Annotated in this window: 25 protein-coding genes and 1 pseudogene; 12 read left to right on the top strand and 14 right to left on the bottom strand. The window is 36.5% G+C overall.

The window, feature by feature from the left end:
• Positions 1-30 precede the first annotated feature (30 nt).
• Positions 31-930, bottom strand: a complete 900-nt coding sequence (locus ACW0JX_RS05925; RefSeq protein ID WP_459245495.1) for a fumarylacetoacetate hydrolase family protein — start codon at positions 928-930, stop codon at positions 31-33.
• 248 nt (positions 931-1,178) lie between these two features.
• Between ACW0JX_RS05925 and ACW0JX_RS05920 the strand changes: the two genes are divergently transcribed.
• The 7 genes from ACW0JX_RS05920 (at position 1,179) to gerPF (ending at position 3,440) form a co-directional block, all read left to right on the top strand.
• Positions 1,179-1,358 (top strand): aspartyl-phosphate phosphatase Spo0E family protein, encoded by a 180-nt coding sequence (locus tag ACW0JX_RS05920; RefSeq protein WP_000462857.1) that lies wholly within the window; start codon positions 1,179-1,181, stop codon positions 1,356-1,358.
• A gap of 96 nt (positions 1,359-1,454) precedes the next feature.
• Positions 1,455-1,676 (top strand): spore germination protein GerPA, encoded by a 222-nt coding sequence (gene gerPA / locus ACW0JX_RS05915; RefSeq protein WP_001111187.1) that lies wholly within the window; start codon positions 1,455-1,457, stop codon positions 1,674-1,676.
• A gap of 14 nt (positions 1,677-1,690) precedes the next feature.
• Positions 1,691-1,897, top strand: a complete 207-nt coding sequence (gerPB, locus tag ACW0JX_RS05910) for a spore germination protein GerPB (RefSeq protein WP_001012508.1) — start codon at positions 1,691-1,693, stop codon at positions 1,895-1,897.
• 67 nt (positions 1,898-1,964) lie between these two features.
• The gene (gene gerPC, locus ACW0JX_RS05905) at positions 1,965-2,579 is read left to right on the top strand and encodes a spore germination protein GerPC (protein WP_089170592.1); all 615 of its coding nucleotides are present in this window, start codon (positions 1,965-1,967) and stop codon (positions 2,577-2,579) included.
• Positions 2,580-2,585: 6 nt separating this feature from the next.
• Positions 2,586-2,780, top strand: a complete 195-nt coding sequence (gene gerPD / locus ACW0JX_RS05900) for a spore germination protein GerPD (RefSeq protein WP_001052807.1) — start codon at positions 2,586-2,588, stop codon at positions 2,778-2,780.
• A gap of 15 nt (positions 2,781-2,795) precedes the next feature.
• Positions 2,796-3,182: a spore germination protein GerPE gene (locus tag ACW0JX_RS05895; protein WP_000902329.1), complete on the top strand. Its 387-nt coding sequence runs from the start codon at positions 2,796-2,798 to the stop codon at positions 3,180-3,182.
• A gap of 42 nt (positions 3,183-3,224) precedes the next feature.
• Complete coding sequence (gerPF, locus tag ACW0JX_RS05890; protein WP_001141570.1) at positions 3,225-3,440, top strand: spore germination protein GerPF; 216 nt, start codon at positions 3,225-3,227, stop codon at positions 3,438-3,440.
• 136 nt (positions 3,441-3,576) lie between these two features.
• Here gerPF and ACW0JX_RS05885 read toward each other — a convergent pair whose 3' ends face one another.
• The 5 genes from ACW0JX_RS05885 to ACW0JX_RS05865 form a co-directional block, all read right to left on the bottom strand.
• The gene (locus ACW0JX_RS05885; protein WP_089170591.1) at positions 3,577-3,855 is read right to left on the bottom strand and encodes an RNA polymerase alpha subunit C-terminal domain-containing protein; all 279 of its coding nucleotides are present in this window, start codon (positions 3,853-3,855) and stop codon (positions 3,577-3,579) included.
• A gap of 23 nt (positions 3,856-3,878) precedes the next feature.
• A complete protein-coding gene (gene addA, locus ACW0JX_RS05880) occupies positions 3,879-7,604 on the bottom strand; it encodes a helicase-exonuclease AddAB subunit AddA (RefSeq protein ID WP_089170590.1) in 3,726 nt (1,241 codons plus the stop codon).
• Positions 7,601-11,116: a helicase-exonuclease AddAB subunit AddB gene (gene addB / locus ACW0JX_RS05875; RefSeq protein ID WP_459245494.1), complete on the bottom strand. Its 3,516-nt coding sequence runs from the start codon at positions 11,114-11,116 to the stop codon at positions 7,601-7,603. The genes addA and addB overlap by 4 nt, the downstream gene beginning before the upstream one ends.
• Before the next feature lie 116 nt (positions 11,117-11,232).
• The gene (gene lepB / locus ACW0JX_RS05870; RefSeq protein ID WP_000751897.1) at positions 11,233-11,796 is read right to left on the bottom strand and encodes a signal peptidase I; all 564 of its coding nucleotides are present in this window, start codon (positions 11,794-11,796) and stop codon (positions 11,233-11,235) included.
• Between the two features lie 56 nt (positions 11,797-11,852).
• Positions 11,853-12,446: a TVP38/TMEM64 family protein gene (locus ACW0JX_RS05865; RefSeq protein ID WP_071714132.1), complete on the bottom strand. Its 594-nt coding sequence runs from the start codon at positions 12,444-12,446 to the stop codon at positions 11,853-11,855.
• A 352-nt stretch (positions 12,447-12,798) separates the two neighbouring features.
• On the opposite strand from ACW0JX_RS05865, the gene ACW0JX_RS05860 reads away from it, so the two are divergent.
• Positions 12,799-13,098, top strand: a complete 300-nt coding sequence (locus ACW0JX_RS05860; RefSeq protein WP_000655757.1) for a hypothetical protein — start codon at positions 12,799-12,801, stop codon at positions 13,096-13,098.
• Between the two features lie 70 nt (positions 13,099-13,168).
• Here the strand turns inward: ACW0JX_RS05860 and ACW0JX_RS05855 are convergent, their stop codons facing one another.
• Entirely contained in the window at positions 13,169-13,750 is a 582-nt protein-coding gene (locus tag ACW0JX_RS05855) for a competence protein ComK (protein WP_075720553.1), read from the bottom strand.
• Between the two features lie 282 nt (positions 13,751-14,032).
• Between ACW0JX_RS05855 and ACW0JX_RS05850 the strand changes: the two genes are divergently transcribed.
• Both ACW0JX_RS05850 and ACW0JX_RS05845 read left to right on the top strand, forming a co-directional pair.
• The gene (locus ACW0JX_RS05850; protein ID WP_000391373.1) at positions 14,033-14,218 is read left to right on the top strand and encodes a hypothetical protein; all 186 of its coding nucleotides are present in this window, start codon (positions 14,033-14,035) and stop codon (positions 14,216-14,218) included.
• 347 nt (positions 14,219-14,565) lie between these two features.
• Positions 14,566-14,769 (top strand): hypothetical protein, encoded by a 204-nt coding sequence (locus tag ACW0JX_RS05845; RefSeq protein WP_459245493.1) that lies wholly within the window; start codon positions 14,566-14,568, stop codon positions 14,767-14,769.
• 197 nt (positions 14,770-14,966) lie between these two features.
• Here the strand turns inward: ACW0JX_RS05845 and cspA are convergent, their stop codons facing one another.
• Positions 14,967-15,170 (bottom strand): RNA chaperone/antiterminator CspA, encoded by a 204-nt coding sequence (gene cspA / locus ACW0JX_RS05840; RefSeq protein ID WP_000301522.1) that lies wholly within the window; start codon positions 15,168-15,170, stop codon positions 14,967-14,969.
• A 282-nt stretch (positions 15,171-15,452) separates the two neighbouring features.
• On the opposite strand from cspA, the gene ACW0JX_RS05835 reads away from it, so the two are divergent.
• Both ACW0JX_RS05835 and ACW0JX_RS05830 read left to right on the top strand, forming a co-directional pair.
• Positions 15,453-15,947: a DUF6584 family protein gene (locus ACW0JX_RS05835; RefSeq protein WP_459245492.1), complete on the top strand. Its 495-nt coding sequence runs from the start codon at positions 15,453-15,455 to the stop codon at positions 15,945-15,947.
• A 19-nt stretch (positions 15,948-15,966) separates the two neighbouring features.
• On the top strand, positions 15,967-16,758 hold the full coding sequence (locus ACW0JX_RS05830) for a phosphotransferase (RefSeq protein WP_459245491.1): 792 nt from the start codon (positions 15,967-15,969) through the stop codon (positions 16,756-16,758).
• A gap of 108 nt (positions 16,759-16,866) precedes the next feature.
• Here the strand turns inward: ACW0JX_RS05830 and aceA are convergent, their stop codons facing one another.
• The 6 genes and pseudogenes from aceA to ACW0JX_RS05800 all read right to left on the bottom strand — a co-directional run bounded on the left by aceA (position 16,867) and on the right by ACW0JX_RS05800 (position 22,965).
• Positions 16,867-18,144 carry an isocitrate lyase gene (aceA, locus tag ACW0JX_RS05825; RefSeq protein WP_089170586.1) on the bottom strand — a complete coding sequence of 426 codons (1,278 nt, stop codon included), beginning with the start codon at positions 18,142-18,144 and terminating at the stop codon, positions 16,867-16,869.
• Positions 18,145-18,167: 23 nt separating this feature from the next.
• A complete protein-coding gene (aceB, locus tag ACW0JX_RS05820; RefSeq protein WP_459245490.1) occupies positions 18,168-19,757 on the bottom strand; it encodes a malate synthase A in 1,590 nt (529 codons plus the stop codon).
• A 219-nt stretch (positions 19,758-19,976) separates the two neighbouring features.
• The gene (locus ACW0JX_RS05815; protein ID WP_113304420.1) at positions 19,977-20,744 is read right to left on the bottom strand and encodes an S-layer homology domain-containing protein; all 768 of its coding nucleotides are present in this window, start codon (positions 20,742-20,744) and stop codon (positions 19,977-19,979) included.
• Between the two features lie 138 nt (positions 20,745-20,882).
• Positions 20,883-21,539 (bottom strand): S-layer homology domain-containing protein, encoded by a 657-nt coding sequence (locus ACW0JX_RS05810; protein ID WP_459245489.1) that lies wholly within the window; start codon positions 21,537-21,539, stop codon positions 20,883-20,885.
• Between the two features lie 281 nt (positions 21,540-21,820).
• A pseudogene (locus ACW0JX_RS05805) lies at positions 21,821-22,114 on the bottom strand (EamA family transporter); the annotation flags it as partial.
• A gap of 59 nt (positions 22,115-22,173) precedes the next feature.
• The gene (locus tag ACW0JX_RS05800) at positions 22,174-22,965 is read right to left on the bottom strand and encodes a methyl-accepting chemotaxis protein (RefSeq protein ID WP_459245781.1); all 792 of its coding nucleotides are present in this window, start codon (positions 22,963-22,965) and stop codon (positions 22,174-22,176) included.
• Positions 22,966-23,078: the final 113 nt, after the last annotated feature.

Genomic DNA, 23,078 nt, shown 5'->3' with positions numbered 1-23,078 from the left:
GAGCTATCTTTATACAAGATAGCTCTTTTCTCATTTCACTACATTTCGCAAAGTACCAATTCTTTCCACTGTAATGACCACTTCATCACCAGCATGTAAAAACCTCGGTGGTGTAAAACCTTTTCCGACACCAGCCGGCGTTCCTGTTGCGATAATATCGCCTGGTTCTAAAGTCATTCCTTTGCTTATCGTTGAAATAATTTCTTCTATTGAAAAAATCATTTTATTTGTGTTGGAAGTTTGCCTTACTTCTCCATTTACTACCGTTTCAATGTGTAATGCATTCGGCGTTTCAACCACCGATTTATGAATTAAATAAGGTCCCATCGGACAAAATGTATCGAAGCTTTTCCCAAGGAAAAACTGTTTATGTTTTCTTTGAATGTCTCGAGCTGTTACATCATTTATAATCGTATAACCAAAAACATGCTCAAGCGCTTTTTCTTTTTTAATTTGCTTCCCTCGCTTACCAATAATGATAGCTAGTTCTCCTTCGTAATCTAGTTCGTCCGTTGCATGAGGGTGACCATTAATTTGCTCATTTATGCCAATAACTGTTGTTGGTGCTTTCGTAAAGATCATTATATTTTCTGGAAGAGACTCTACTCCGCCCATTTCTACCGCATGCTCACGATAGTTTTTTCCAACGCACAAAATATTCTTTCTTGGCCTTGGAATCGGCGCTAATATTTTCACCTCTGTTAACGGATAATAAGCCGCTTCCCCGTTCTCTTTTGCCCAATTTACAATTTCACATACTTTCTCAAAGCATTCAGTCCCTCTTTCAATACACTCTAACATTGTAATAGGGATTGTAACCTTTTCCCCTTTTTGTCTTTGCGCTTCTCTTAAGTGTAATACCTTTTCTTCTTCTTCATCCACAATACCTACAAATACCTTTTCTTCTTTCTTCGCCGTTACAAAACGCAATATTTCCACTCTCCATCCTAAAACTCATGCCCTTTAATTGTATTCGCATCCGCAAGAAAAAAAACCTTCTCATGCACGCTAATTTTTACAATATTCTTCTCGCATCTTATTCGTTACTTATTCATTATTTAGCATAAAATGTAGAAATTTTACTTTTTTTAGCGAAGGCATTTCTTTTTTATGAATTTTTTGTATAATATGTACTACATATATACTAAAAATTTCATTTAGAGATGGAGCCGATTTCAATGTTTGAGCAAGCTATTGAAAAAAAACGTGAAAAAATGATCTATTTTGCTGAACGCTATGGAATGACTTCTCAAAGAACAGTGGATTGTAGCCAAGAACTGGACAGGCTCTTAAATGTAATTTGTCATGTACATACGGATTTACACCCTACTCAAACGTTCAACACACACACGCAATAACGCGTGTGTTTCTTTTATTTCAAAAAAACACACATTTTATTGGAAACGCCCATACAATAGTAGAAAAGAAAATTTTAAAAACGAAGGGTGTTTTGTATGCCAGCTATGGTCGGACATATTCGTATCGTCAATATTGGATCAAGTGGTATTTTTCATATTGGAGATGTATTTGCGATTAGGCCTATTAGTTACTCACGTGCTTTCGCCGGGGCCGGTTCTTTCAACGTTGGAGATAATGTTTCTGTCTACAATTATCAAAGTGCAACGACTGTCAACGATTCAGATGTAATCGATCAAGCGATAATTGGCTCAACTTAAAGGAGGCAATTGAATTGAATTTTTATGTAAACCAAAGTATCATCATCAACAGTATTAAAATTGATAGCATCACAACCTCTTCTGTATTCCAAATTGGTACTGCCGGAAGTATTAAAGCCCTATCTAAATTTTCAAATACAGGCGGATTTACGGAGCCACTTCGCCCATTACAGGCAAAAGGACAAATTATTTCTATCAAACCATCAACTAGTTCTTCTTAAGACATCCTTGTCATAAATATATAGCAGGAATATTTTTACCCTCCCTATTGAAAAGGAGGTTTCACAAATGAATCAAGATATATATACTTACTTACACCAACTTCAACAAGCTCTTCAAACACAACAAGCAGCCATCCTGAATTTAGAAAATCAAGTGCGACAACTCCAAGAAGAGCTTAACGAATTAAAAAATCGCCCCTCCTCTTCTGTAGGAAAAGTGGAATACAAATTCGATCAATTAAAAGTCGAAAACTTAAATGGTACTTTAAATATTGGTTTAAATCCATTTTCAGCAAAAGGACAACAAATTGAAGATTTTCAAGTGGATACAGAAACATTGAAGGTAAATCCTGAAACCGAAACAAACCCAGACTTTTATCAAGGTATCCTTCAAGAAATGCATCGATACTTAGATGAAGAAGCATATAATCGTATTCTACATTTTGAACAAGAAGAGAGAACACCGCTTGATGAAATGTATCGACAAATGATGGTGGATGACATAAAAAAACAGATGGAGCATCGACTCCCTTATTATTTATCACAAGTTCAATCATATGAAGGTATTTCAACAGATCCAGATTATTTACGAGATATCATTATTCAGGCAATGAAACAAGATATTGACAAAGCCTTTCTCTCCTTTATTCAGCACATACCGGGAAATTTCCGAAAGGAGTAAGTATGTATGAACCTTAACGTTGTAAACCGTGAGTTAAAAGTCGGACAGATTAAAATGAACGGTGTATCATCGTCCGCACTCTTTTTAATTGGAGATGCAAATCTCCTCATTCTATCTTCTATTCTCGATACACCATTTGAAACAGTTACAGAGGGTCCATTTGTACCATTAGTAACAGATGTCCCTCCTACTCCAGGTTAAGGAGACTGAGAAATTATGTTGCATCATGTGTCCATTGTCCAAAATGTTTCTATTATTTCTTTAGGGATTACTGCCGTATTGCAAGTTGGAGATGCGAACCAAATGGAATTAAAAAGTAGAGCTCTTGCCGTCCACCGTGAAATTCCTTGTTATATAAGGGGAGAAGGTCGTTTTGATGCTTTTGAAATCTTTACAGATGAACACATTACAATTCCAAAACGAACGACAGATGTAAAATTAAATATTGTAAATGAATGCCCTTTTATTGAAGTTAATAACGTTGAATTACGGACACTTTTAAATTCTGGTTGCTTTCAAATTGGAAATGTTGATTATGTTTTTAATAACTCTCGTATTATGCAAATCCGCCAATATATTACAGATGAACCTTCCGCACAATAATTCATATAGTAATTAAAAAGCTTAGTAAAGTAGGTGGATGGTATGCCTTCGGTTGTAGGAAATCTCGTCGTTCAAAACAGTAACGGCTCTTTCAACTTAGGAGATTTTTATAACGTGTCTCCGAAAGAAAACACGAAAGCCTATAACGGATCTGGAGCTTCCAATGTTGGGTTTGTTGTGAATACTTTTAGCGGTGTTAGTGCAACAAATACATTTGATTCTGATGTGGCGGATCAAGATCAGATTGGAACAGCGTAAAAAAAGTAGGAGATATTCTCCTACTTTTTTCTTTTATCTAATTCAAATTATTAGAATGAAATTTTAATCAGCAAGAGCTTTACTGTTCACAAATAGTAGTATAAACAAGTAAGTAGTGAAGAGGCACTATTTCATTTTATTTAAATGATAACCCACTCTCCTCCAAAGCCCTCCTAAGCTTCGGCAAAGACGCAGGTCCCATACCATGCAGTTTTAATATTTCTTTTTCACTATATTTTGAGAGTTCTTCTACAGTTTGAATTCCGTGGTGCTCTAATGCCCTTCTTGCTGGCGCTGAAAGAAGAGAGAGAAAACCTTCTTTTGGTTTTCTCTCTTTCTCACAGGTTGGGCAAGTTGTACAATCGCTACTTTTATAATACTCGTGTCCCTGTTCACAAGTTCTTAACGTTGTCATTTTTTATAGCCCCTTTCTGTTGTCTATCCTTCAATATTTACAACGTGATTCCCATCAAAGAAGTATAAACATTTCTCTTTGACAGGATGTTGTAAGCTTTTCTCGAGTGCTTTTGCATATAACGAAAGTTGCACTTTATATCGATCTTCTAAAATTGGTTTTGCTTGTTCGAATCCGCCTGGGAATTTCCCTTCAATCGTATCTGTTTTGAAGTCGATTAACGTAATGCCATCTTCCTCTTCAATCATGCAGTCGATAACCCCTTGGACAAGAATCGTTTCTTCACTCTTCCCTTGCCAATCTTGATATGCTTCTTCTGCTGCAAGCATCATCGTAAATGGTACTTCACGCTCAACACTTTTCGCCGCTAATACCCTTTTACCTAAGTCACTGTCAAAGAATGAAATTACTTTTTCAATTGCTATTTCTTCCGCCTGCTCGAATGTTAATAATTCCTTATTTACCATTCCTGCGATTTGTTCTTGTAGCGTTTCGGCCGTAATCGGTTTCTTCAAATCTACATGCTGCATAACGGCATGGACTGCTGTTCCACGCTCTGCGTACGTTAACCCTTTTTTCTCCATAAAGCGCGGACGTGTTTTAATTGGTGCACGTAGTTTTTTAATAAAGGCGTTATCGCTACCTTCTTCAGATTGATAATTTCTCTTTATTTCTGTAACAGATTGCTTCGCACGATGAGATGTCGCATCCTCATATCCGTACTTCCACATTAATCTGTCGTACACTTCTTCTTTCCGTTCACTTTGCAGGGGAACAGCCTTTTTCTCACGAAGCGCTTCTAACAATTCTTGTTTCTCTTCTTGAACTGGCTCTGGTGCAAGTAGCGTGTTACCGTCCACAACTTCTACTTTCCAGCTAGTGTCATACCCGTAAATTTCATCCGGAATGCTTCCTTGTCCTAATTCAAGAAGCATTTCACTATCACGATGTCTATATAATGAAGGTGCAATCCAGTCTAAATAACAAGACGCTCCGGCACGTATGTGATCTGGTAATAACCATTCATTATGTTCCCTCGCATCAAGCCATTTTTCCATTTCCTTATTTGCATCCTTAACTGTTCCGATTAAAATTAACTTCTCTTTCGCACGCGTTAACGCTACATATAATACACGCATTTCTTCCGCGATTAATTCCATTTTCATTTTGCGTTTAATTGCAAGTTGCGATAATGTCGTATATTTAATTCGTTTACGCGGATCGATAAATTGTGAACCGAAACCGAAATCTTTATGCAGTAAGAAACGCTTCATTAAGTCTTGGGTATTAAAACGACGACCGAGTCCAGCTACAAATACGACCGGGAACTCTAGCCCTTTACTTTTATGAATCGTCATAATTCGAACGACGTCTTCTTGTTCACCGAGAGCTCTTGCCGTACCCATATCATCACCGCGTTCTAAAATACGTTCAATAAAACGCAAGAAGCGGAATAATCCTCTAAATGATGTTGCTTCATATTGTCTTGCGCGGTCATATAGTACGCGTAAGTTTGCTTGTCTTTGCTTTCCTGCTGGTAAACCGCCAACGAAGTCGTAATAACCTGTCTCACCGTACACTTTCCAAATTAAATCAGAAAGGGATTGTTGACGGGCAAATTCACGCCATCCTTGCAGTAAATTATAAAACCACTCTAATTTATCATGAAGTTCTTGCTCTTCTTCAAGCGGTGCTCCTTTTAAGAACGAGCTCATTACTTCATAAAATGACCCTTTCTTCCCATGAGCACGAAGCGTCGCAAGGTCTTCATCATTTAGTCCCACAATCGGTGAACGAAGTACAGCTGCAAGCGGAATATCTTGCATCGGATTATCAATAACGCGGAATACGTTCATCATAATATTTACTTCTGTCGCTTCAAAATAACCAGTCGCAAGGTCAGCATATACTGGAATTCCTTGCAATTTTAACTCTTCCATAATTTGCGGCGCCCACGGCATCGAGCGGAGTAAAATAACGAAATCACGGTATTGTACAGGGCGCATACTATCCGTTTTACGATCATACACTTCATAACCTGAATCAACCATCGCTTTAATACGCTGCGCCATAAGACGAGCTTCTAGCTGTGCTTTTTCGACTTCTGCACCTTCTTCTCCATCCATTACTTCTTCTTCCGTTTGCTGAATACATAATAGCTCTGCCGCTACATCTTCACCTTCTGGATAGCTAGCACCTAGCTTTAATTCAGCGTCAGCATCGTAATCGATTTCCCCAACTTCTTCGCCCATAATTTGTTTGAAGATGAAGTTCGTTCCTGCTAGCACTTCATGACGACTACGAAAATTTTTCGCTAAGTCAATCTTCATTCCGCCGCCCGATCCTTCTTGCGTAAAGCGTTTATACTTTCCTAGGAATAAGCCTGGTTCGGCTAGTCGGAAACGATAAATTGACTGCTTTACGTCGCCAACCATGAACAAGTTTCCTTCACTCTCAGAATCTTTCGTTACGAATTTAATAATGGATTCCTGTACAAAGTTCGTATCTTGATATTCATCGACTAACACTTCAGCAAATTTATTACGATATTGAAGCGCTACTGCTGAAGGATTCATTTCACCATTTTCACTTTGTTCACTTAAAATTTGTAAACAGAAATGCTCTAAATCTGTGAAATCGACCATTCCTTTGTCTCGCTTCATCGCTTGGAAACGCTCTGTAAATACTTTTACAAGTTGAACAAGCTTTTCTAATACTGGGTGCATATCTTGAAAATCTCGTAAGAAACTTTCAGGTTTGCGGCTAAATAACTCTTCCTGTAATTTCTTCACTTCATCTTTCGCTTTATTACGAAGAGAGTCTACTTGTTTTACAACATCTTCATTGTAATCACTTTTCTTAATACGCTTTAACGTTTGCCACGATACGTTTTGCATCGCTTCATACAAACTTGTCCACGACTCACGAGCAGCTGATGATAGCGTTCCAAGTAAAGCTACATCTGCTTGCAGGGTTTCAATGCGAGGCGCTGGACCTTCAGGAAGCATTGCGAGTTCAGTTGCCTTACGAATATGCTGTTCCGCTGTTTCAAGCTGGAATTTCACATCTTCTAATAAATAAGAAGCATATACTAAATCCTCAATTGTCTTTCCTTCTACGTCATATGCTTCTACTAATTTATCAAGCCATTTTTCCGGATTTGGATGCGCTCTTGATTCTGTATGAAGCGCTAAAATCATACGTTGTAAGTCATCATCACTACGGTCACTCGTATAACGATCAACGAGTTCAAAGAATATCGTATTATCTTCGATGCCATACTCTTCTTCTAATATGTCATCTAGCACTTCTTCTTTTAACAATTCATTTTCTGTTTGATTCGCAATACGGAAACGAGGATCAACATCAAGCATGTAGTAATATCCTCTAATGACTTGTAAACAAAATGAATGAATTGTTGAAATGGAAGCTTTATTTAATAGGCTCAGCTGCTTTCTTACGTGTTGAGAGCCTGGTTCATCAATTAATACCTTTTCTAACGCTTCTCCGATTCGGTTTTTCATCTCTTGTGCTGCTGCATTCGTAAAGGTTACAACGAGCAGGCGGTCGACATCGACTGGATTTTCTTCATTAATAATCTTCTTGATAATACGTTCAACTAATACTGCTGTTTTACCTGACCCAGCTGCAGCCGCAACTAAAATATCACGTCCGTTCGCTACAACAGCTTTCCACTGGTCATCTGTCCATTGACTACCTTCTGGTTTTTTAGGCCAATTTTCTATCATTCTCCGCCAACCTCCTCTCTTATTTTATCCATCGCTTCGCTATCTTTCATATCTTTTAACGATCGGAACTGATTATCTTCAAGTGACTCATCAAATTGACAAACAGATTTGAAGTTACAGAACGTACATGCTGCTTTATTTCCCATTTTATAAGGAGCAATATCGATAACACCTTCTGTAATATCTTTTCCGATATTTTCAAACGTATGGTGTACATATTTTTGCAGTACGTTAAACTCTTGCTCACTTGCAATACTTGAACGCGCACTAAAGCTACCGTCTTTTTTCAGGCCAGCAGAAATAATATCTGAGCTTCCTGTTGAAAGTTTGTTATCCATTAAACGAACAACGTCAGCATCTCCTAATACGAGTCCTTTCATTTTAAATTTCTTTAAAATTTCTTTTTCAATTTCAGCTTCAGATGCGTCACCTTTCATCTCAACGATTGGGTTATGAATATGGAAATACAATACACCAGCTGGTGATGCTGCGTGGCCTTTTTTCATCCACGTCTGTGCATTCGAAGTAACAACATCTAAATACGTTAACATTTGAAGTGCTAATCCGTAATACACTTCCGTTAAATCTAACGCTTTTGAACTTGATTTATAATCAATAATACGTAAGAACGTCCCGTTTTCATCTTCTGCCTTATCAACACGGTCAATACGGCCGACTACTTCCATCTTTACACCATTTGGTAATGAGAATTCCATCGGCGGAAGTGACCCTGTACCTCCCATACCGAACGGCACCTCTAAATCAACTGGTACGAATCCGCTTGACTTCGCATGTTCACGAAGAATGATTGACGTACGGAAAATGATTTGTTGTAGTTTTTGTTTTAAATAGAAATGACGGTTTGAACTTAATAAAATTTGTCGTTGTAATAACGGCGCAATTTCTTCTATTACTAAAACAGAAAGATGCTCACACTCTTTTATGGATAAATCCGCCCAAGTGCGGTTTTCACGCAATAACTTGTCCGCAATTTTCTTTAATGCCGCATGGAATAATTCGCCGATGTCTGGCGCATCAAGCTTGAAAATATCACGCTCTCTAAGCGATAAACCGTGCTGCGCAAAATGAGCGTATGCACAACGATTAAATAGTTCCATACGAGAGACGCTTCCTTTAATTATATCTCCGTATAAATCTCTACTTACTGCTGTACTTAGTTTCTTCGCACGATTTCGGTAGAATAAACTTGATAAGACGCGGCTACTTTTTTGTTTCCATTCATCTGAAGTTACGTAGAAATTATATACGTCCCACCAAAAGTCTAAATTCCCTTCAAATCCGTATCGCTTCCACGTTTGTAGTTGCTGCATAACGTAAGATAACGTTACTTCTGGCGTTGCTACATATGAAATTTGTTCTGAACGTGATAAATCATTTACGTCATTCGTAATAAATGAATCTTTCACATTAGGGAACATTCTTTTTATTTTCTTAATAAAGCTAGACGCAAGTAACGTCTTCCCTTCTTCATCTGCAAGCGGGCATGAAATGTATAACTTCTCAGATGCTCTCGTTACCATTTGATACATAACGAACTGTTCTTCTAACAAAGTTTGTCTCGTCGTTGGCGCTAATTCAATCCCTGCCGCACCAAGAACTTCTCTTTCCTCATCAGAAAGCATACCTTCATCCATAGGTGCTGCTGGAATGACCCCCTCATTTACACCTATAATAAACGTTGCTCTCACATCAGATAATCTGGAGTGATCAATATTAGCAATTAACACTTGGTCTAATGAAGGCGGAATGTTAGCAAATTGAAGTGCCTCAAGACCTGTCGACATAACGTCAGTAAACATAGAAAGAGACATTTTCTCTGCCCCAAGCATCTCTACAAATGTATCAAGAAGGCTCATTACTTCTTCCCATACTTGTTCATGATCTGTCGCAAATAAGAAATCTCCACTTTCTTCTGCACGTATACGTAATTCTTCTAGTTTCTTCGGAACATCCAGTTCTTCTAAAAACAAGTAAACTGCTTCACACATTTGCATAACTGTTCCTGCACGCTTTAACCTTTTTTGCATGCGAATAACAGGTGTTCTTACAACGTCACGTAGCCTATTTATTTTCTCTTCCATTTCACGTTCACTGTCTGTAATCATCCCGTTCGTATCATCAAGAGAACGATAACGGCGATACATCCATGGATCTTCAGCAGTCCATCTCTTTCCTTGTACACCGTACGCTAAACAGTAATTTTCAAATTCATCCATTTCTTCACGCATCGCTTCTTTTCTTACGTCTAATGGATATAAAAGCTCTGTTTTCACGCAACGGAACACCGCATCATAACGCCAATTCCCACTAATAATCTCGAGTGCAGAACGAATACATTCTACCAATGGGTGGTGTGACATCGGGCGCTTTTCATCGATGAAGTGCGGGATATTGTAATCTGTAAATAACGTTCGCATCACATCGTAATAACTTTCCCCATTACGAAGAAGCACTGCAATATCTCGGTAACGATATTTTTCATCCGCAACAAGTTTACGAATTTCACGAGCAACACCTTCTACCTCCGCTCGTAAATTCGCAGCTGTACTAATCGTTACACTCGCTTCACCGTTAAATTTTTCATTCGGACGCGCTTCATAATGAGCTTCTAAATGCGCTAATGCTGGAGAATGAAAACGCGGCTGTTCCATAAGTGGAATTGTTTTTTCAATTTCTATTTTCTCTTCACGCGCTACTTGTTTTATTTTTTCATACGTTAACGTCGTTTCATAAAATAAATCGAGTTCATTTACTGGTTGCGCTAACGTTTTTTCATCTATCGTTAACGTGATCGTAACTTTCGCTCCGCAAATCATAAGCTGTCTTACAATCTCTAACTCTTGCGGGGAGAATGAATGAAATCCATCTATATAAATTTCCGCACCATTTACATATTCAGATTGCGGAAGCTTTTCCACTAGCAATTGCAGGTAGTCTTCTGAATCTAAGTATTTTCCAATTAAAGCACGTTCAAAATCATCGTATAGTAACTGTAAATCATACACTTTATTCGCTAGTAACTTTTGTTCGGCACTGCTACTATGCGCATCTAATTGTTGCCACATTTCATATACGTTAGATGGCGTTACATTGTAACGTTTAAACTCCGCGATCATACTGCCAAGATGTTCAAAGAAACCATTTTGCTCCGCTGCTTTTTGGAACACCGATAATCCATCTTTACGAGACTCTACAATTTTACGGAGTAACATATGTACACCAGCTTCATCAATATGAAGACGACTCGCTCCGCCAACTTCTTGCAGCACCTTCCACGCTAATCGTGAAAAACTAAAAACTTGTGCCCGAATAGAACCTCTTACATCCTCACTTCCAATTAACGCCTGCTGCGTCTGGAATGTCATCTGTTCTGGCACAAGATATAATATTGTTTTCCCTCTCGGGCGCTGTTTTAACTCTTCTTGCACTTCACGTAAACAAAGTGTACTTTTTCCACTTCCCGCTCTACCAATCACAAATCGAAGTGACATGTAACCCCACCTTTCACTTACATAACGAACGTTAGTTTGCTACTATAATTGTATTATAGTACACGAAAAAAGACAAACTGAGTTGTTTGTCTTTTCTATACTTCTACTTCATTATATCAACCTTTTGAAAAATTCGTTTGCACCTCTTGAATTGGCCAATATCGCAAATCAACTTTGCCGACGACTGTATCAGCTTTTACAAAGCCAAAGTGTCTACTATCCCAGCTCCCAAGCCGGTTATCACCTACTACAAAAATAAACCCGGGTGGCACCAGTTTTTCTTTCGTTAACTCTTCTAATGTAAAGTCGCCTGTTAGTTGCCTTCCATTTATTTCTTTCTTATACTTCTCTAAATACGGCTCATCAATAAATTGTCCATTTATATATAACTTATCATGCTTATATTCAATATGATCTCCAGGTAAACCGATAATTCGCTTTACATAGTCCTCTTTTTTATTCGCATGAAACACCACAACATCAAATCTGTTCAAGTCCCCAACTTGATAACTCACCTTATTTACAACGAGCATATTGCCATCTTGCAATGTCGGCATCATTGACTTCCCCTCTACAACATACGTTGAAAAGAAAAACGTTCGAAAAAATACAGCTAATAATACACCAATTAAAATTGTTCGTATCCACTCTATGCCTTCTTTTTTCAAAGTTTTCTTCATCTGCTTCTCCCCTTATCCTTTAATACTGAAGCTTTCCTTTACAAAGAAGACTCTTCTTAATGTAGTTCTAATTTTACTTCAATTTTCTTACCGACATACCATAAAATAAAAATACCAATCGCTACAATGACTGATTTCACCGGATTATGAATAAATGACATTAAATCATGACCGATATACGTTAAAATAAAAATCATCACAAGTTTTCCGAATGCTAACGCTAGTCCAAACTGTTTTACACTAATTCGGGATAAACCAGCGACAACATTTATGAGCGCTGACGGTGTAAACGGAAAACAAAATATAACAAAAATCGGTGCGAATCCTTTCCTTTCAATCCACCCCATTGCTTTTCGTACTCTCTCATGCTTATTTACAAACGAAAAGAAACGGCTGCGGCCAAAATGGCGGATGATGAAAAAGACAAGTAATGCACCCATTACTGATCCAATCCATGAATAAAGAAAACCGAGCCAAAAGCCAAATGCAACAGCATTCGCCAGTACAAATACAATAAGCGGTAATGCTGGAATCAACGCCTCTATCATCGGTAAACCAATACCAAGAAGTGGTCCGAACGCTTTATAACTCTCAACAATATGATCCATATTTTCTGGTGAAAAATACTCTTTGATTGTCTGAAAATCCATTCTACACTTTACCCCTTTACTCTAAATACTATCCCTACTGTATCATCGCTTATATGAAAGAGGAAATGGTAGATACGACATATGGAGATGTATTTATTAAAGTTTCCATATCTTTCATAAGAATTCCTTCATTATTTAGCTATGATAATCTATCAATATTTGACAAGATATTACATATTAATAACACCCTATCCAACAATATTCTTATATCCCTTCAAAAATAGTATATTGCAAATAATTTATTTAACTATAAAAAAATAGTATTTTTTACATTTTTTATTAAAATAACATCATAAATCTGCTATACTTAATATCGCAATATATTTATTTTATGTTTTTAGGAGGAAATACTTTGAAAGACACAGTAAAATTATTAAAATGGGTTACTGGTGCCTTAGAGGCTTTACTGGGAATACCTGTACTCGGAGGAACTATTGTTGTTTCTTTACTTTGGTTACCACTTCTTTTCATGCTAGTATTACATATCGTTACTTTAGTATTGGCTAAAAAAGCTAATATGAGTGCTAACGGTAATGTGCTAGGAATTGTAACTTCTTGCCTTGCATGGATTCCGTTTGTAGGAATGATTTTGCATATTTTATCAGCTATCTTCATTATGATGGATGCTGCCCGTAAGGAAGAAACTTATTAATATTTAAATAGCAAAAAAGCTGTCCTAGAATGTCGCTTAAAGCAACATTCTAGAGGCAGCTTTTTCTATATTACACTTCATCTTCTCTAACAACATACACCTTCTCATAAGCGGGTCTTAATGTTGATTCCTCTTTTTTATCAATCTCTTTAAAACAAGGGCTCCCTTGTTTTTTCCTACGATCTTCATATTCAGTACGTAATTTCGCTGTACGATTTTGTTGATTTTCAAAACTAGTTTTTGATATTTCTAATTTCACAGCAAAGCCATTTATAAATCTAATAATAAGATTTCCATCTTTTAATTCTTTATTACTTTCAATATAAAAATGAGACAACCAAGCGCACTCTTTTCTAGAGTAAGAATAGGTAGGAAAAAAATAAAGTTGATCTGTAGGACTAATCGCAATTGGTGCTTTATGTGTAATATGAGTTAACTCTTTCGTTCCTTCTTTTCTGCCTAAGAAACTCGAGCCATGCTTGCGGCAACTTCTTTCTATAATATCTAGAGGTTTTTGAAATACGAAAAAAGAATCATTCATTTCAACGACTCGAGTAACAATTTTCTTTTCACTTAGAATAACAGGAAGTAAGGCCATCGTATTTTTCGTTACAACATAATTTTCGACATAGCGTTCCACTTTACTTTCCATGCTCTATTATCTCCTTTTTTCCATTTATATTAGCAGCTGCATATATAATTTTAGCACCTATGAAAAGAAAACGGATTGCATATTCCACTATTTTACATAGATTTATTATTTATCAACCATTCTTTAAATTTAAAATTAACTATATAATAATAAAAAGATAATAATGTACACAAAAAACATTTATACTACTATAAATATTTGAAATCACTTCCTCATTTCACATCATTACAACAACTAACTTTGCTATAATTAAAATATAAATCCAATATATGGAGGGCCACTATGGAAGAAAAAGAAATCCAACCATCGATTCAAATGAAAAATAGCAGCGTCATTATCGTGAAAAACTCAGCTAGCATTATATTCGGTTTATTTTTCATTCTGCTATTCTTTGCTAAACCGTTTCGTAAATCAAAATGTCCAGAATGTAAAAAACGTGAGAAGAAAAAATCAGGGCAAGAACAATAAAAGGCCTTCCTTTATGGAATGCCTTTTTACATTTGTAGTATCATTTTATTTATTCTTCTTCACTCTAAAAAAACTATATTTTCTTCCAAGGTTCTCTACATCTTTTTTGATTTGTAATATGATCCTTATCTAAAACATGAGAAAAAGTATTTGTACTTGTTACTCGCTTTTAATTTTTATTAATAACTTCAAATTTGTACACCTTTATCCATCACTAATAATTCGTTAATTAGTTAACTTTATAATATAAGTTTTGTATATAATTTCATTCAAAAACACAATATATATAAGTGGTCATTTTATAATTACATTGCTTTTTATCGAATTCCAAAAAGGAGCTGTATACTATGGATAAAGAAAACCTATTAAGCCAGCAGGTTAATAGCATCCCCTCAGATGCTCTGAATACCCCTAGTAAGGAACAAGAACAACTGTTAGAAACATCATCTCAAAACGTACAAAATTCCAACAACAATGCTAACAAAAAAGATGTTACTCAAGGTCTACCTGGAAAAGAACCCCTTATTTCGATGAAGAATACAAATTTATAGTTATTTACTATCATACGCAGTAAATGCTCTTGCTGAACTAATTCTTCTACAGAAACTAATACGCATTCCAGATAATTTTTCACCCGTTGTAACATAGAAAAAGAGATTTAGATATAAAAACAGGCTCTGAAAAAACTTTCCCCACAACAAAAAAAGGATGGCATAAGCCATCCTTTTTTCCATCATCAACTATAAAATTATAGTTTGATTACGTTTTTAGCTTGAGGTCCACGGTTACCTTCTTCGATTTCGAAGCTAACTTTTTGGCCTTCTTCTAGAGATTTGAAACCTTCAGTTTCGATTGCAGAGAAGTGTACGAATACGTCGTTTTCGCCTGGAACTTCGATGAAACCGAAGCCTTTTTCGTTGTTAAACCATTTTACTTGTCCTGTTACTGCCATGATTATTTCCTCCTAAGAAAATACAAATTTAATTTTTTTAGTCTTCCTGTCTAAAAAAAGAATCCACACATTATCAAATACGAAACATAAACTAGTTCTCACATACTTTTTCTCGTTCGTTTTCAGCACTTGATAACATATGGATTGCTTAATTTAACTATTCAACTGACATCATCATAGCACATTAAAATAAAATGTACAATCTTTTTCTAAAATGGAATTTCTAATTTTTAGTATTTCTTATAAAATATAATTATCTCTATTCCAAATAAGGAGGAATTTATGAACAACAAAATTCCTAGAAAAACATTAAAAAGAATCGAAGAGGATATTGAAAATAATAATCTTGGAAAAGCAAGAGATAGATTGCATGGCCTCATCTTTACATACCCAAATGAATTACATCTTCGAAAACAACTCGGAGATATTTATTATACATTACAATATCCAGAAATGGCTGGACGTTACTGGTATCTAGAGAAACATAAAACAGACATTATGCATGAATCATGTTTATTATTTGAAAAATCAATGGGAAATAATCCTCATCATATTGCACGTGCTTTAAAGTTTAAAGGCGATTCTAACCATATAAAAGGTTTGTATAAAGATCAACCTTTATCTTCAGTGCAGAAGAAAGTAGCAGAGGAGTTAATTTATGAGTATAAAGAAACATGGCAAGATAAGCTAGTTCCTTTTGGCTGTCTAGCATTCCTTGCTTGCCTTCTCTTTTCTGCCATTGTTGGTCTATTTACTATTTGGAATTGGATTTTTTAATCACAGGGGGAATTTTCACATGTCAAACTACGCTAAAGAAGAAAGGCTAACAGGGGGAAACGTCTCAAACGTATATCGTTCTGAAAATACTGTTCGGCGAGAGTTAAAGCCGGGCGGTGAAAAGATTCATAAGCTATTGCAACATTTAGAAAACAAAGGATTTCATTATGCTCCAAAGTTTTTAGGTGTAGATGAAAAAGATAGAGAGATTTTATCCTTTATTGAAGGAGAAGCTGGCAATTATCCTTTAAAAGAATATATGCGATCTAATGATGTATTAAAAGAAATCGCAAAGATGCTCCGCCTTTACCATGATGCTGTAAGTGATTTTCCGTTATTAGATGATTGGAAACCGATGGATCACACGCCAAATAACATTGAGGTTTTATGTCACAATGATTTTGCCATATATAACATTATTTTTAATAATGAGAAGCCAGTAGGGATTATTGATTTCGATGTTGCTGCTCCTGGTCCAAGACTATGGGATATAGCTTATACACTCTATACTTGTGTGCCTTTAAGTAGAGTGTATTATACAGAATCCGGTGAAGCCGTTCATTATGACTCATCGCAACATGCAGATCGTATTAAAGAGAGAATGAATTTGTTCGTTCAGTCCTATGATAAAAATATGGATGAAGATTACTTAGGAATGGTGTTACTTCGATTAGAAGGGTTATGTACATATATGAAACGAAAAGCGCAAGAAGGCGACTTGAATTTCCAAAGAATGATTGATGAAGGACATCTAGAGCATTATGAGAAAGATATGAAGTTTATTCGTGATCATAGGGCTGAGTGGAGTTGATTTAGTAATAAAGAAAAGGAAGTATCATTTTTGCCGATAAATCGATATCTCTTTTCGAATCGTTCACAAACTAACAAGGGGCACCTTTCAAAAAGGTGCCCCTTCCTTTTATTTCGTAAACTGTGCTTCTTCTGTAGATCCTTTTAACGCTGTCGTTGATGAAGTTCCGCCTGTAATCACTTGTGCAACTTCATCAAAGTAACCTGTTCCTACTTCGCGTTGATGACGTGTTGCAGAGTAGCCGTGTTTTTCAGCTGCGAATTCTGCTTGTTGTAGTTCAGAGTATGCTGCCATGCCGCGCTCTTTATAGCCACGTGCTAGTTCAAACATACCGTAATTTAATGAATGGAATCCAGCAAGTGTTACGAATTGGAACTTGTAACCGTAAGATGCGATTTCCTTTTGGAAGCTTGCAATTGTTTTTTCATCTAGTTTTTGTTTCCAGTTGAATGAAGGTGAGCAGTTATATGCAAGTAGCTTCCCTGGATGCTCCTTATGAATTGCGTCCGCAAATCGTTTTGCATCTTCTAAATTTGGTTCCGACGTTTCACACCAAACGAGGTCTGCATACGGTGCATACGCTAAACCGCGCGCAATTGCTTGATCAAGACCTGCATTCGTACGGTAAAATCCTTCTGGTGTTCTTTCTCCTGTAATAAATGCTTTATCAACAGGATCGATATCGCTCGTAATTAAATCAGCTGCATCCGCATCTGTTCTTGCAACGATAATTGTCGGCACTCCCATTACATCTGCTGCAAGGCGTGCAGAAATTAAATTGCGTACTGCTGTTTGCGTTGGTAGTAGTACTTTTCCGCCTAAATGGCCACATTTTTTCTCTGAAGATAATTGATCTTCAAAATGCACACCTGATGCACCTGCTTCAATCATACCTTTCATCAGTTCGAATACGTTTAATTGTCCACCAAATCCAGCTTCTGCATCTGCTACAATCGGTACGAAATAGTCTGTATCATCGCTTCCTTCCATATGCTGAATTTGATCCGCACGTTGAAGCGTTTGATTAATTCGTTTCACTACAGCAGGTACGCTGTTCGCTGGATATAAACTTTGGTCTGGATACATATGTCCAGAAAGGTTTGCATCAGCTGCTACTTGCCAACCACTTAAGTAAATCGCTTTTAACCCAGCTTTTACTTGTTGCATCGCTTGGTTTCCTGTTAATGCGCCAAGTGCGTTAATATAGTCTTCTGTATGAAGCGATGTCCAAAGCTTCTCCGCACCGCGGCGCGCTAATGTATGTTCAATATCAATCGATCCGCGCAGGCGAATTACATCTTCTGCCGAATATGGACGTGTAATCCCTTTCCAACGCTCATCTAATTCCCAGTTTTCTTGTAATTTCTCGATTCTTTCGTTTTTCATTTGTTCCATCCCCTTCTCATTTTTTATAAAATTTCATAACCCGGTAATGTTAAAAATGGTACGAATTCATCATTTCGAACGAGATTTGTAAACAACGTTGTCGCCTCTTGGAATCTCCCTTTCTTAAAGGCTTCCTTACCAATCTCTCTTTCTATTTTTGCTAATTCTTCTTCTTTTAGCTCTTCCATTAATTCAAGCGTAATATTACGACCATCATTTAGTTTTCCACCTTCATGACGAATCCATTGCCATACTTGTGCTCTTGAAATTTCAGCAGTTGCCGCATCTTCCATTAAGTTATAAATGGGTGCTGCTCCCCGTCCGCTTAACCAAGATGCAATATATTGAATACCTACGCTAATATTCATGCGAAGGCCCTCTTCTGTAATCGTTCCCACTGGTACATCTAGTAAATCGTTTTCTGTTACATATATTTCTTCACGTTTTCTAAAAATTTGATTCGGTGTTTTCATAATGTGATTAAATACTTCCATTGCAACCGGTACAAGTCCAGGGTGGGCAACCCAAGTCCCGTCATGACCGTCTAAAGCTTCGCGTTCCTTATCAGCACGCACTTTTTCAAAAGCTGCTTCATTTGCTTCTGGATTATTTTTAATCGGAATTTGTGCCGCCATTCCTCCAATTGCTGGTGCATTACGGCGGTGACATGTTTGAATTACTTTCAAAGAATACGAACGCATAAATGGCGCCGTCATCGTGACTTGTGCTCTATCTGGTAGTAAGAATTTATTATGATTACGGAAACTCTTTAAAAAGCTAAAAATATAATCCCATCTTCCGCAGTTTAAGCCAGCAGAATGATCTTTTAGCTCATATAAAATTTCATCCATTTCAAACGAAGCGTGAATCGTTTCCAGTAACACAGTTGCTTTAATCGTTCCATTTGGAATGCCGATATATTTTTGAGCAAATACGAATACATCATTCCATAATCTCGCTTCTAAATAACTTTCCATTTTTGGTAAGTAAAAGTATGGGCCGCTCCCTTTTGCTAAAAGAGCTTTCGCATTATGGAAAAAGTACAAGCCGAAATCTACTAAGCTACCCGACATATTCTTCCCATCAACTTGCATATGCTTTTCCTCTAAATGCCATCCTCTTGGACGTACAATGAGTACAGCTGTTTTCTCATTTAATCTATATTCTTTCCCTTTATCATTTTTATGTGAAATCGTTCCCTTTACTGCATCTCGTAAATTGATTTGACCTTCAACTGCGTTTTCCCAAGTTGGTGCATTCGAATCTTCAAAATCCGCCATAAAAAGATGCGCTCCTGAATTTAAAGCGTTAATGACCATCTTTCTATCTACCGGTCCAGTAATCTCTACGCGGCGATCCTCTAAGTCTTTTGGCAGCTTGGCAATTGTCCAATCCGCTTCACGTATGTGTTTTGTTTCTTCTAGAAACTTCGGAAACTCCCCTGCATCAATTCTCTTTTGTTTTTCTACACGTTTTTGTAAAAGTTCTATGCGGCGCTCATTGAAATTCTCATGTAGTTCCTTCAAAAAACTAAGCACCTCAGGTGTCAATATTTCGTTGTACGCTGGTAACATTTCTCCAACGAGTGTAACCCGTGAAGTTTGCGTCGACATATTAGCATCCCCTTCTTAAACTGTTTTATAACAGATTTGATTTCATGTTTTATATTATATAACAAATCTTCAGAAAAGGAAGTTTTTTTTGAAAATTCATTTCATTTTTTTTCAAAACGCCATTCTTTCGTGCTTTATTTCATACAAAAAAGGCCGCTGTTATACAACAACGACCTTTTTGTATTATTTTTAAATTTCACTTTGACTAGTTAAACTTTATTACTGCCCTTGTTCCATATCATGCAATATTGCTCTATGTAAAAACTGTGCGTATTGTTCTCTCGTTACCTTCATAGACGGACCGAATTTACCTTCTCCGATTCCCATTGTAATACCATTTGTTTGTACTGCACTAATTGCATTCGTTGCCCATGAATTTGCTGAAACATCATTAAAGTTATGAGATCCCTTGGCCTGTAAGTCAAAAGCATTCGTAAGAACTTGTGCCATTTCCGCACGCGTTAACGTCGCCTTCGGTCTAAAGTTTCCATTCTCGTCTCCCTGGAAAATTCCCATTTCCGTTAAAGCCAATATCTCCTCGATAAAGCTTGTTGAATTTTCATCAATATCTCCATATGGGTTTTCATATTCATCTTGTTCTTCCATATCAAACACACGGTAAATTAAAGCTGCAACTTGCTCACGTGTTACATTATCCCCAAAACCGAATATTCCATCGCCATATCCCAAAATAATTTCTTGTTCCGCTAATTCATGAATTGCCTCATATGCCCAATGTCCTTTTGGTACATCTTTAAATACAATTGTATTTGTTTTTTGCAACGGTGCACTTTCCGCTTTTACACTGTTACTCTCTGCTGAGAATAACACCCCACCCATAATTGTTAATGCTGTAGCTGTTTTTAATAATTTTTTGCTCATCAAATTATCTCCCCAATATGTATATGTTTTTTTAAAAATATACAGAATAAATGGTATAGTGACAATATATTTTTCGACACATTTCGTGACGGTTTTGTGAATCATATTACACATCATGTCTTGTTTATGAGGTTGATTATAAAGCTTATGTATAACATTAAAAATACAAATAAACGAATAATAATTCTTTTTTAAACAAACAAAAAAGCACAAATATTTCTATTTGTGCTTTCATATTTCACTCTATTTCCAATCCTCTTTCAAATGATAATTAATAATCGCATTATTAATAAACTGAGCATATTGTTCTCTAGGTACAGGGCGATTTAATTCATACATGCCATTCCCAGTTCCTCTTACAACATTATTAGATTGTAGCGCACTAATTGCATCTTCTGCCCAGTGGCCTTTTGGAATATCTTTAAATGTATGTTTTTGTTTCGTTTCAAAATTAAATGCTCGTTTTAAAATGACAGCCATTTCCGCTCTAGAGATTGGTGCTTTCGGCCTAAAATTCCCTTGGCCATCCCCTGTAAAAACACCACGTTTTGTTAACGCCAAAATTTCCTTTTTAAAAGTTGTTGTACTATCAGAAACATCTTTATATGGATTCGCTACTAATCCTTCTTCTTTTATCTCAAGTGTTCTGTAAATAGTCCCAGCTACTTGTTCACGTGTTATAAGATCACCAACACCATACTTCCCGTTTCCATACCCTAATATAATTTTATGATATGCTAAATCCATAATAGCATCATATGCCCAAAATCCGTATGGAACATCTTCAAACACAATCATTTGTGGATACTCTTCCGCTTTTACAGGCGTCACATTCGTCCCTGCAAATATACCTCCTGCCATTGTCGCAATCATCATTACACCCAATATTTTTTTCTTCATTATCCTCTCTCCCTATTTCATTCAAATAAAATGAATTTCATTGTTTCAGGAGTACTCTTTTTTGGTGAATGTAAGATAAAATGCAAATCTTCTAGGAGAAATATTTCCACTACCTTTCTGCTTTATGCCTTCTTCTTTCTTTTTCAAAAAGGAAGTTGTCACATCTAAGGTGTTATATACTAAAACATTCTACAATTTCTTTATAAACTCCTTTTCACTTTACAACTTCCCTTTATTGGGACCTAAAGGAGATACCTAATGGCGATTACTATATTCATGATTTATATTTCAGAGGTAGCATTCCCTTCACTGATAACTCGCCTTCTCTTCCCTTGCGAAAAGTTAGTGCCATCCCTACAAATATAAGGATAATCCCTATTACTTGCATCTAAATCCGGTCTAATAGTTTGGCAACAGCAGGATCTAAAAACACTAATACAGAAATGAGTCTCGTCGATAAATCTCTTAAACTGTCAAAAAATAAGTAATATACAAATCTAGTATGTATAAGTCCTGTAGCTGTAATCATCGCCTTGAAAATGCCGGAAATCTACGAATAGTAGTAATAAAAAAAGCATCCTTTTTTATTAAAAGAGGATGCTTTTTTTATATTTATTAACACTCAAATATGCTACTACTTTTGAAGAGTAAATTGGGCAACTATTTGTTTTAATTTTCCTGCTGCATTATGCATATGTTCAATTGAAACCGAAATCTCTTGAACAGATTTTTCTTGCTGTTGAATAGACTCTTTTACCCTATCAGTTCGGTCAGATGATCTTTGGGAAATTTGAGCCATGTCTTCTGCAGAAGCCGAGATTTCCTCACTACTCGCTGCAATTTCATCTGTAGACATAGATACCGTTTGAATTTGCTCAGATACTTGTTGTACTTTTTCTGTAATTGTTCCAAATACTTTTTCTGTGTGCATTACTACTTGTGTACCTGCCTCTACCTCATTATCTACTTTCCCCATCATATGTACCGTATGGTTCGTTGTTCCCATAACTTGAGTAATAAGATTCTCAATTTGTTTTGCAGAATCACTAGATTGTTCTGCTAATTTCCGCACTTCATCTGCCACAATTGCAAATCCTCTACCACTTTCACCAGCACGTGCAGCCTCAATTGCGGCGTTTAATGCTAATAAGTTAATCTGAGAGGTAATACCTTGCATTACATCAATGATTTTAACAATTTCTTCTGATTGTTCTTTCATAGTCTCTACTTGTTTCACACCGCTATGTACCGAATTTTGGATTGTATCCATCTGTTGAATCATTTGTTTCATTAATTTGTTACCACTCTCTGCATCTAATGCTGATTGAGCAGATAATTCATTTACAGAGGATGATGTATTGACTATACTCTGCATTCCTTGTGTCAACTCTTCCATCGCACCCGCAGTTTGTTCCATTGCTTGCATTTGACTCTCTGCGCCATTTGCGACTTCTTCAATATCCATAGTGATTTTTTTTGCTGCACTACTAGATACTTCTGATGCAGATGCTACTCCGTCTGCATGTTGGAATAGAAGCT

This window comes from Bacillus sp. C-3-6, assembly GCF_054509685.1.
The sequence above is the reverse complement of the archived record's forward strand: the minus strand, read 5'-3'. Positions and strand labels throughout refer to the sequence as shown.

Coding starts and splice junctions, on each gene's coding strand:
- ACW0JX_RS05920 (WP_000462857.1), top strand. CDS start 1,179: ATGTTTGAGCAAGCTATTGAAAAAAAACGTGAAAAAATGATCTATTTT.
- gerPA (WP_001111187.1), top strand. CDS start 1,455: ATGCCAGCTATGGTCGGACATATTCGTATCGTCAATATTGGATCAAGT.
- gerPC (WP_089170592.1), top strand. CDS start 1,965: ATGAATCAAGATATATATACTTACTTACACCAACTTCAACAAGCTCTT.
- gerPD (WP_001052807.1), top strand. CDS start 2,586: ATGAACCTTAACGTTGTAAACCGTGAGTTAAAAGTCGGACAGATTAAA.
- ACW0JX_RS05895 (WP_000902329.1), top strand. CDS start 2,796: ATGTTGCATCATGTGTCCATTGTCCAAAATGTTTCTATTATTTCTTTA.
- gerPF (WP_001141570.1), top strand. CDS start 3,225: ATGCCTTCGGTTGTAGGAAATCTCGTCGTTCAAAACAGTAACGGCTCT.
- ACW0JX_RS05885 (WP_089170591.1), bottom strand. CDS start 3,855: ATGACAACGTTAAGAACTTGTGAACAGGGACACGAGTATTATAAAAGT.
- addA (WP_089170590.1), bottom strand. CDS start 7,604: ATGATAGAAAATTGGCCTAAAAAACCAGAAGGTAGTCAATGGACAGAT.
- addB (WP_459245494.1), bottom strand. CDS start 11,116: ATGTCACTTCGATTTGTGATTGGTAGAGCGGGAAGTGGAAAAAGTACA.
- lepB (WP_000751897.1), bottom strand. CDS start 11,796: ATGAAGAAAACTTTGAAAAAAGAAGGCATAGAGTGGATACGAACAATT.
- ACW0JX_RS05865 (WP_071714132.1), bottom strand. CDS start 12,446: ATGGATTTTCAGACAATCAAAGAGTATTTTTCACCAGAAAATATGGAT.
- ACW0JX_RS05855 (WP_075720553.1), bottom strand. CDS start 13,750: ATGGAAAGTAAAGTGGAACGCTATGTCGAAAATTATGTTGTAACGAAA.
- ACW0JX_RS05850 (WP_000391373.1), top strand. CDS start 14,033: ATGGAAGAAAAAGAAATCCAACCATCGATTCAAATGAAAAATAGCAGC.
- ACW0JX_RS05845 (WP_459245493.1), top strand. CDS start 14,566: ATGGATAAAGAAAACCTATTAAGCCAGCAGGTTAATAGCATCCCCTCA.
- cspA (WP_000301522.1), bottom strand. CDS start 15,170: ATGGCAGTAACAGGACAAGTAAAATGGTTTAACAACGAAAAAGGCTTC.
- ACW0JX_RS05835 (WP_459245492.1), top strand. CDS start 15,453: ATGAACAACAAAATTCCTAGAAAAACATTAAAAAGAATCGAAGAGGAT.
- ACW0JX_RS05830 (WP_459245491.1), top strand. CDS start 15,967: ATGTCAAACTACGCTAAAGAAGAAAGGCTAACAGGGGGAAACGTCTCA.
- aceA (WP_089170586.1), bottom strand. CDS start 18,144: ATGAAAAACGAAAGAATCGAGAAATTACAAGAAAACTGGGAATTAGAT.
- aceB (WP_459245490.1), bottom strand. CDS start 19,757: ATGTCGACGCAAACTTCACGGGTTACACTCGTTGGAGAAATGTTACCA.
- ACW0JX_RS05815 (WP_113304420.1), bottom strand. CDS start 20,744: ATGATTCACAAAACCGTCACGAAATGTGTCGAAAAATATATTGTCACT.
- ACW0JX_RS05810 (WP_459245489.1), bottom strand. CDS start 21,539: ATGAAGAAAAAAATATTGGGTGTAATGATGATTGCGACAATGGCAGGA.
- ACW0JX_RS05800 (WP_459245781.1), bottom strand. CDS start 22,965: ATGCAAGCAATGGAACAAACTGCGGGTGCGATGGAAGAGTTGACACAA.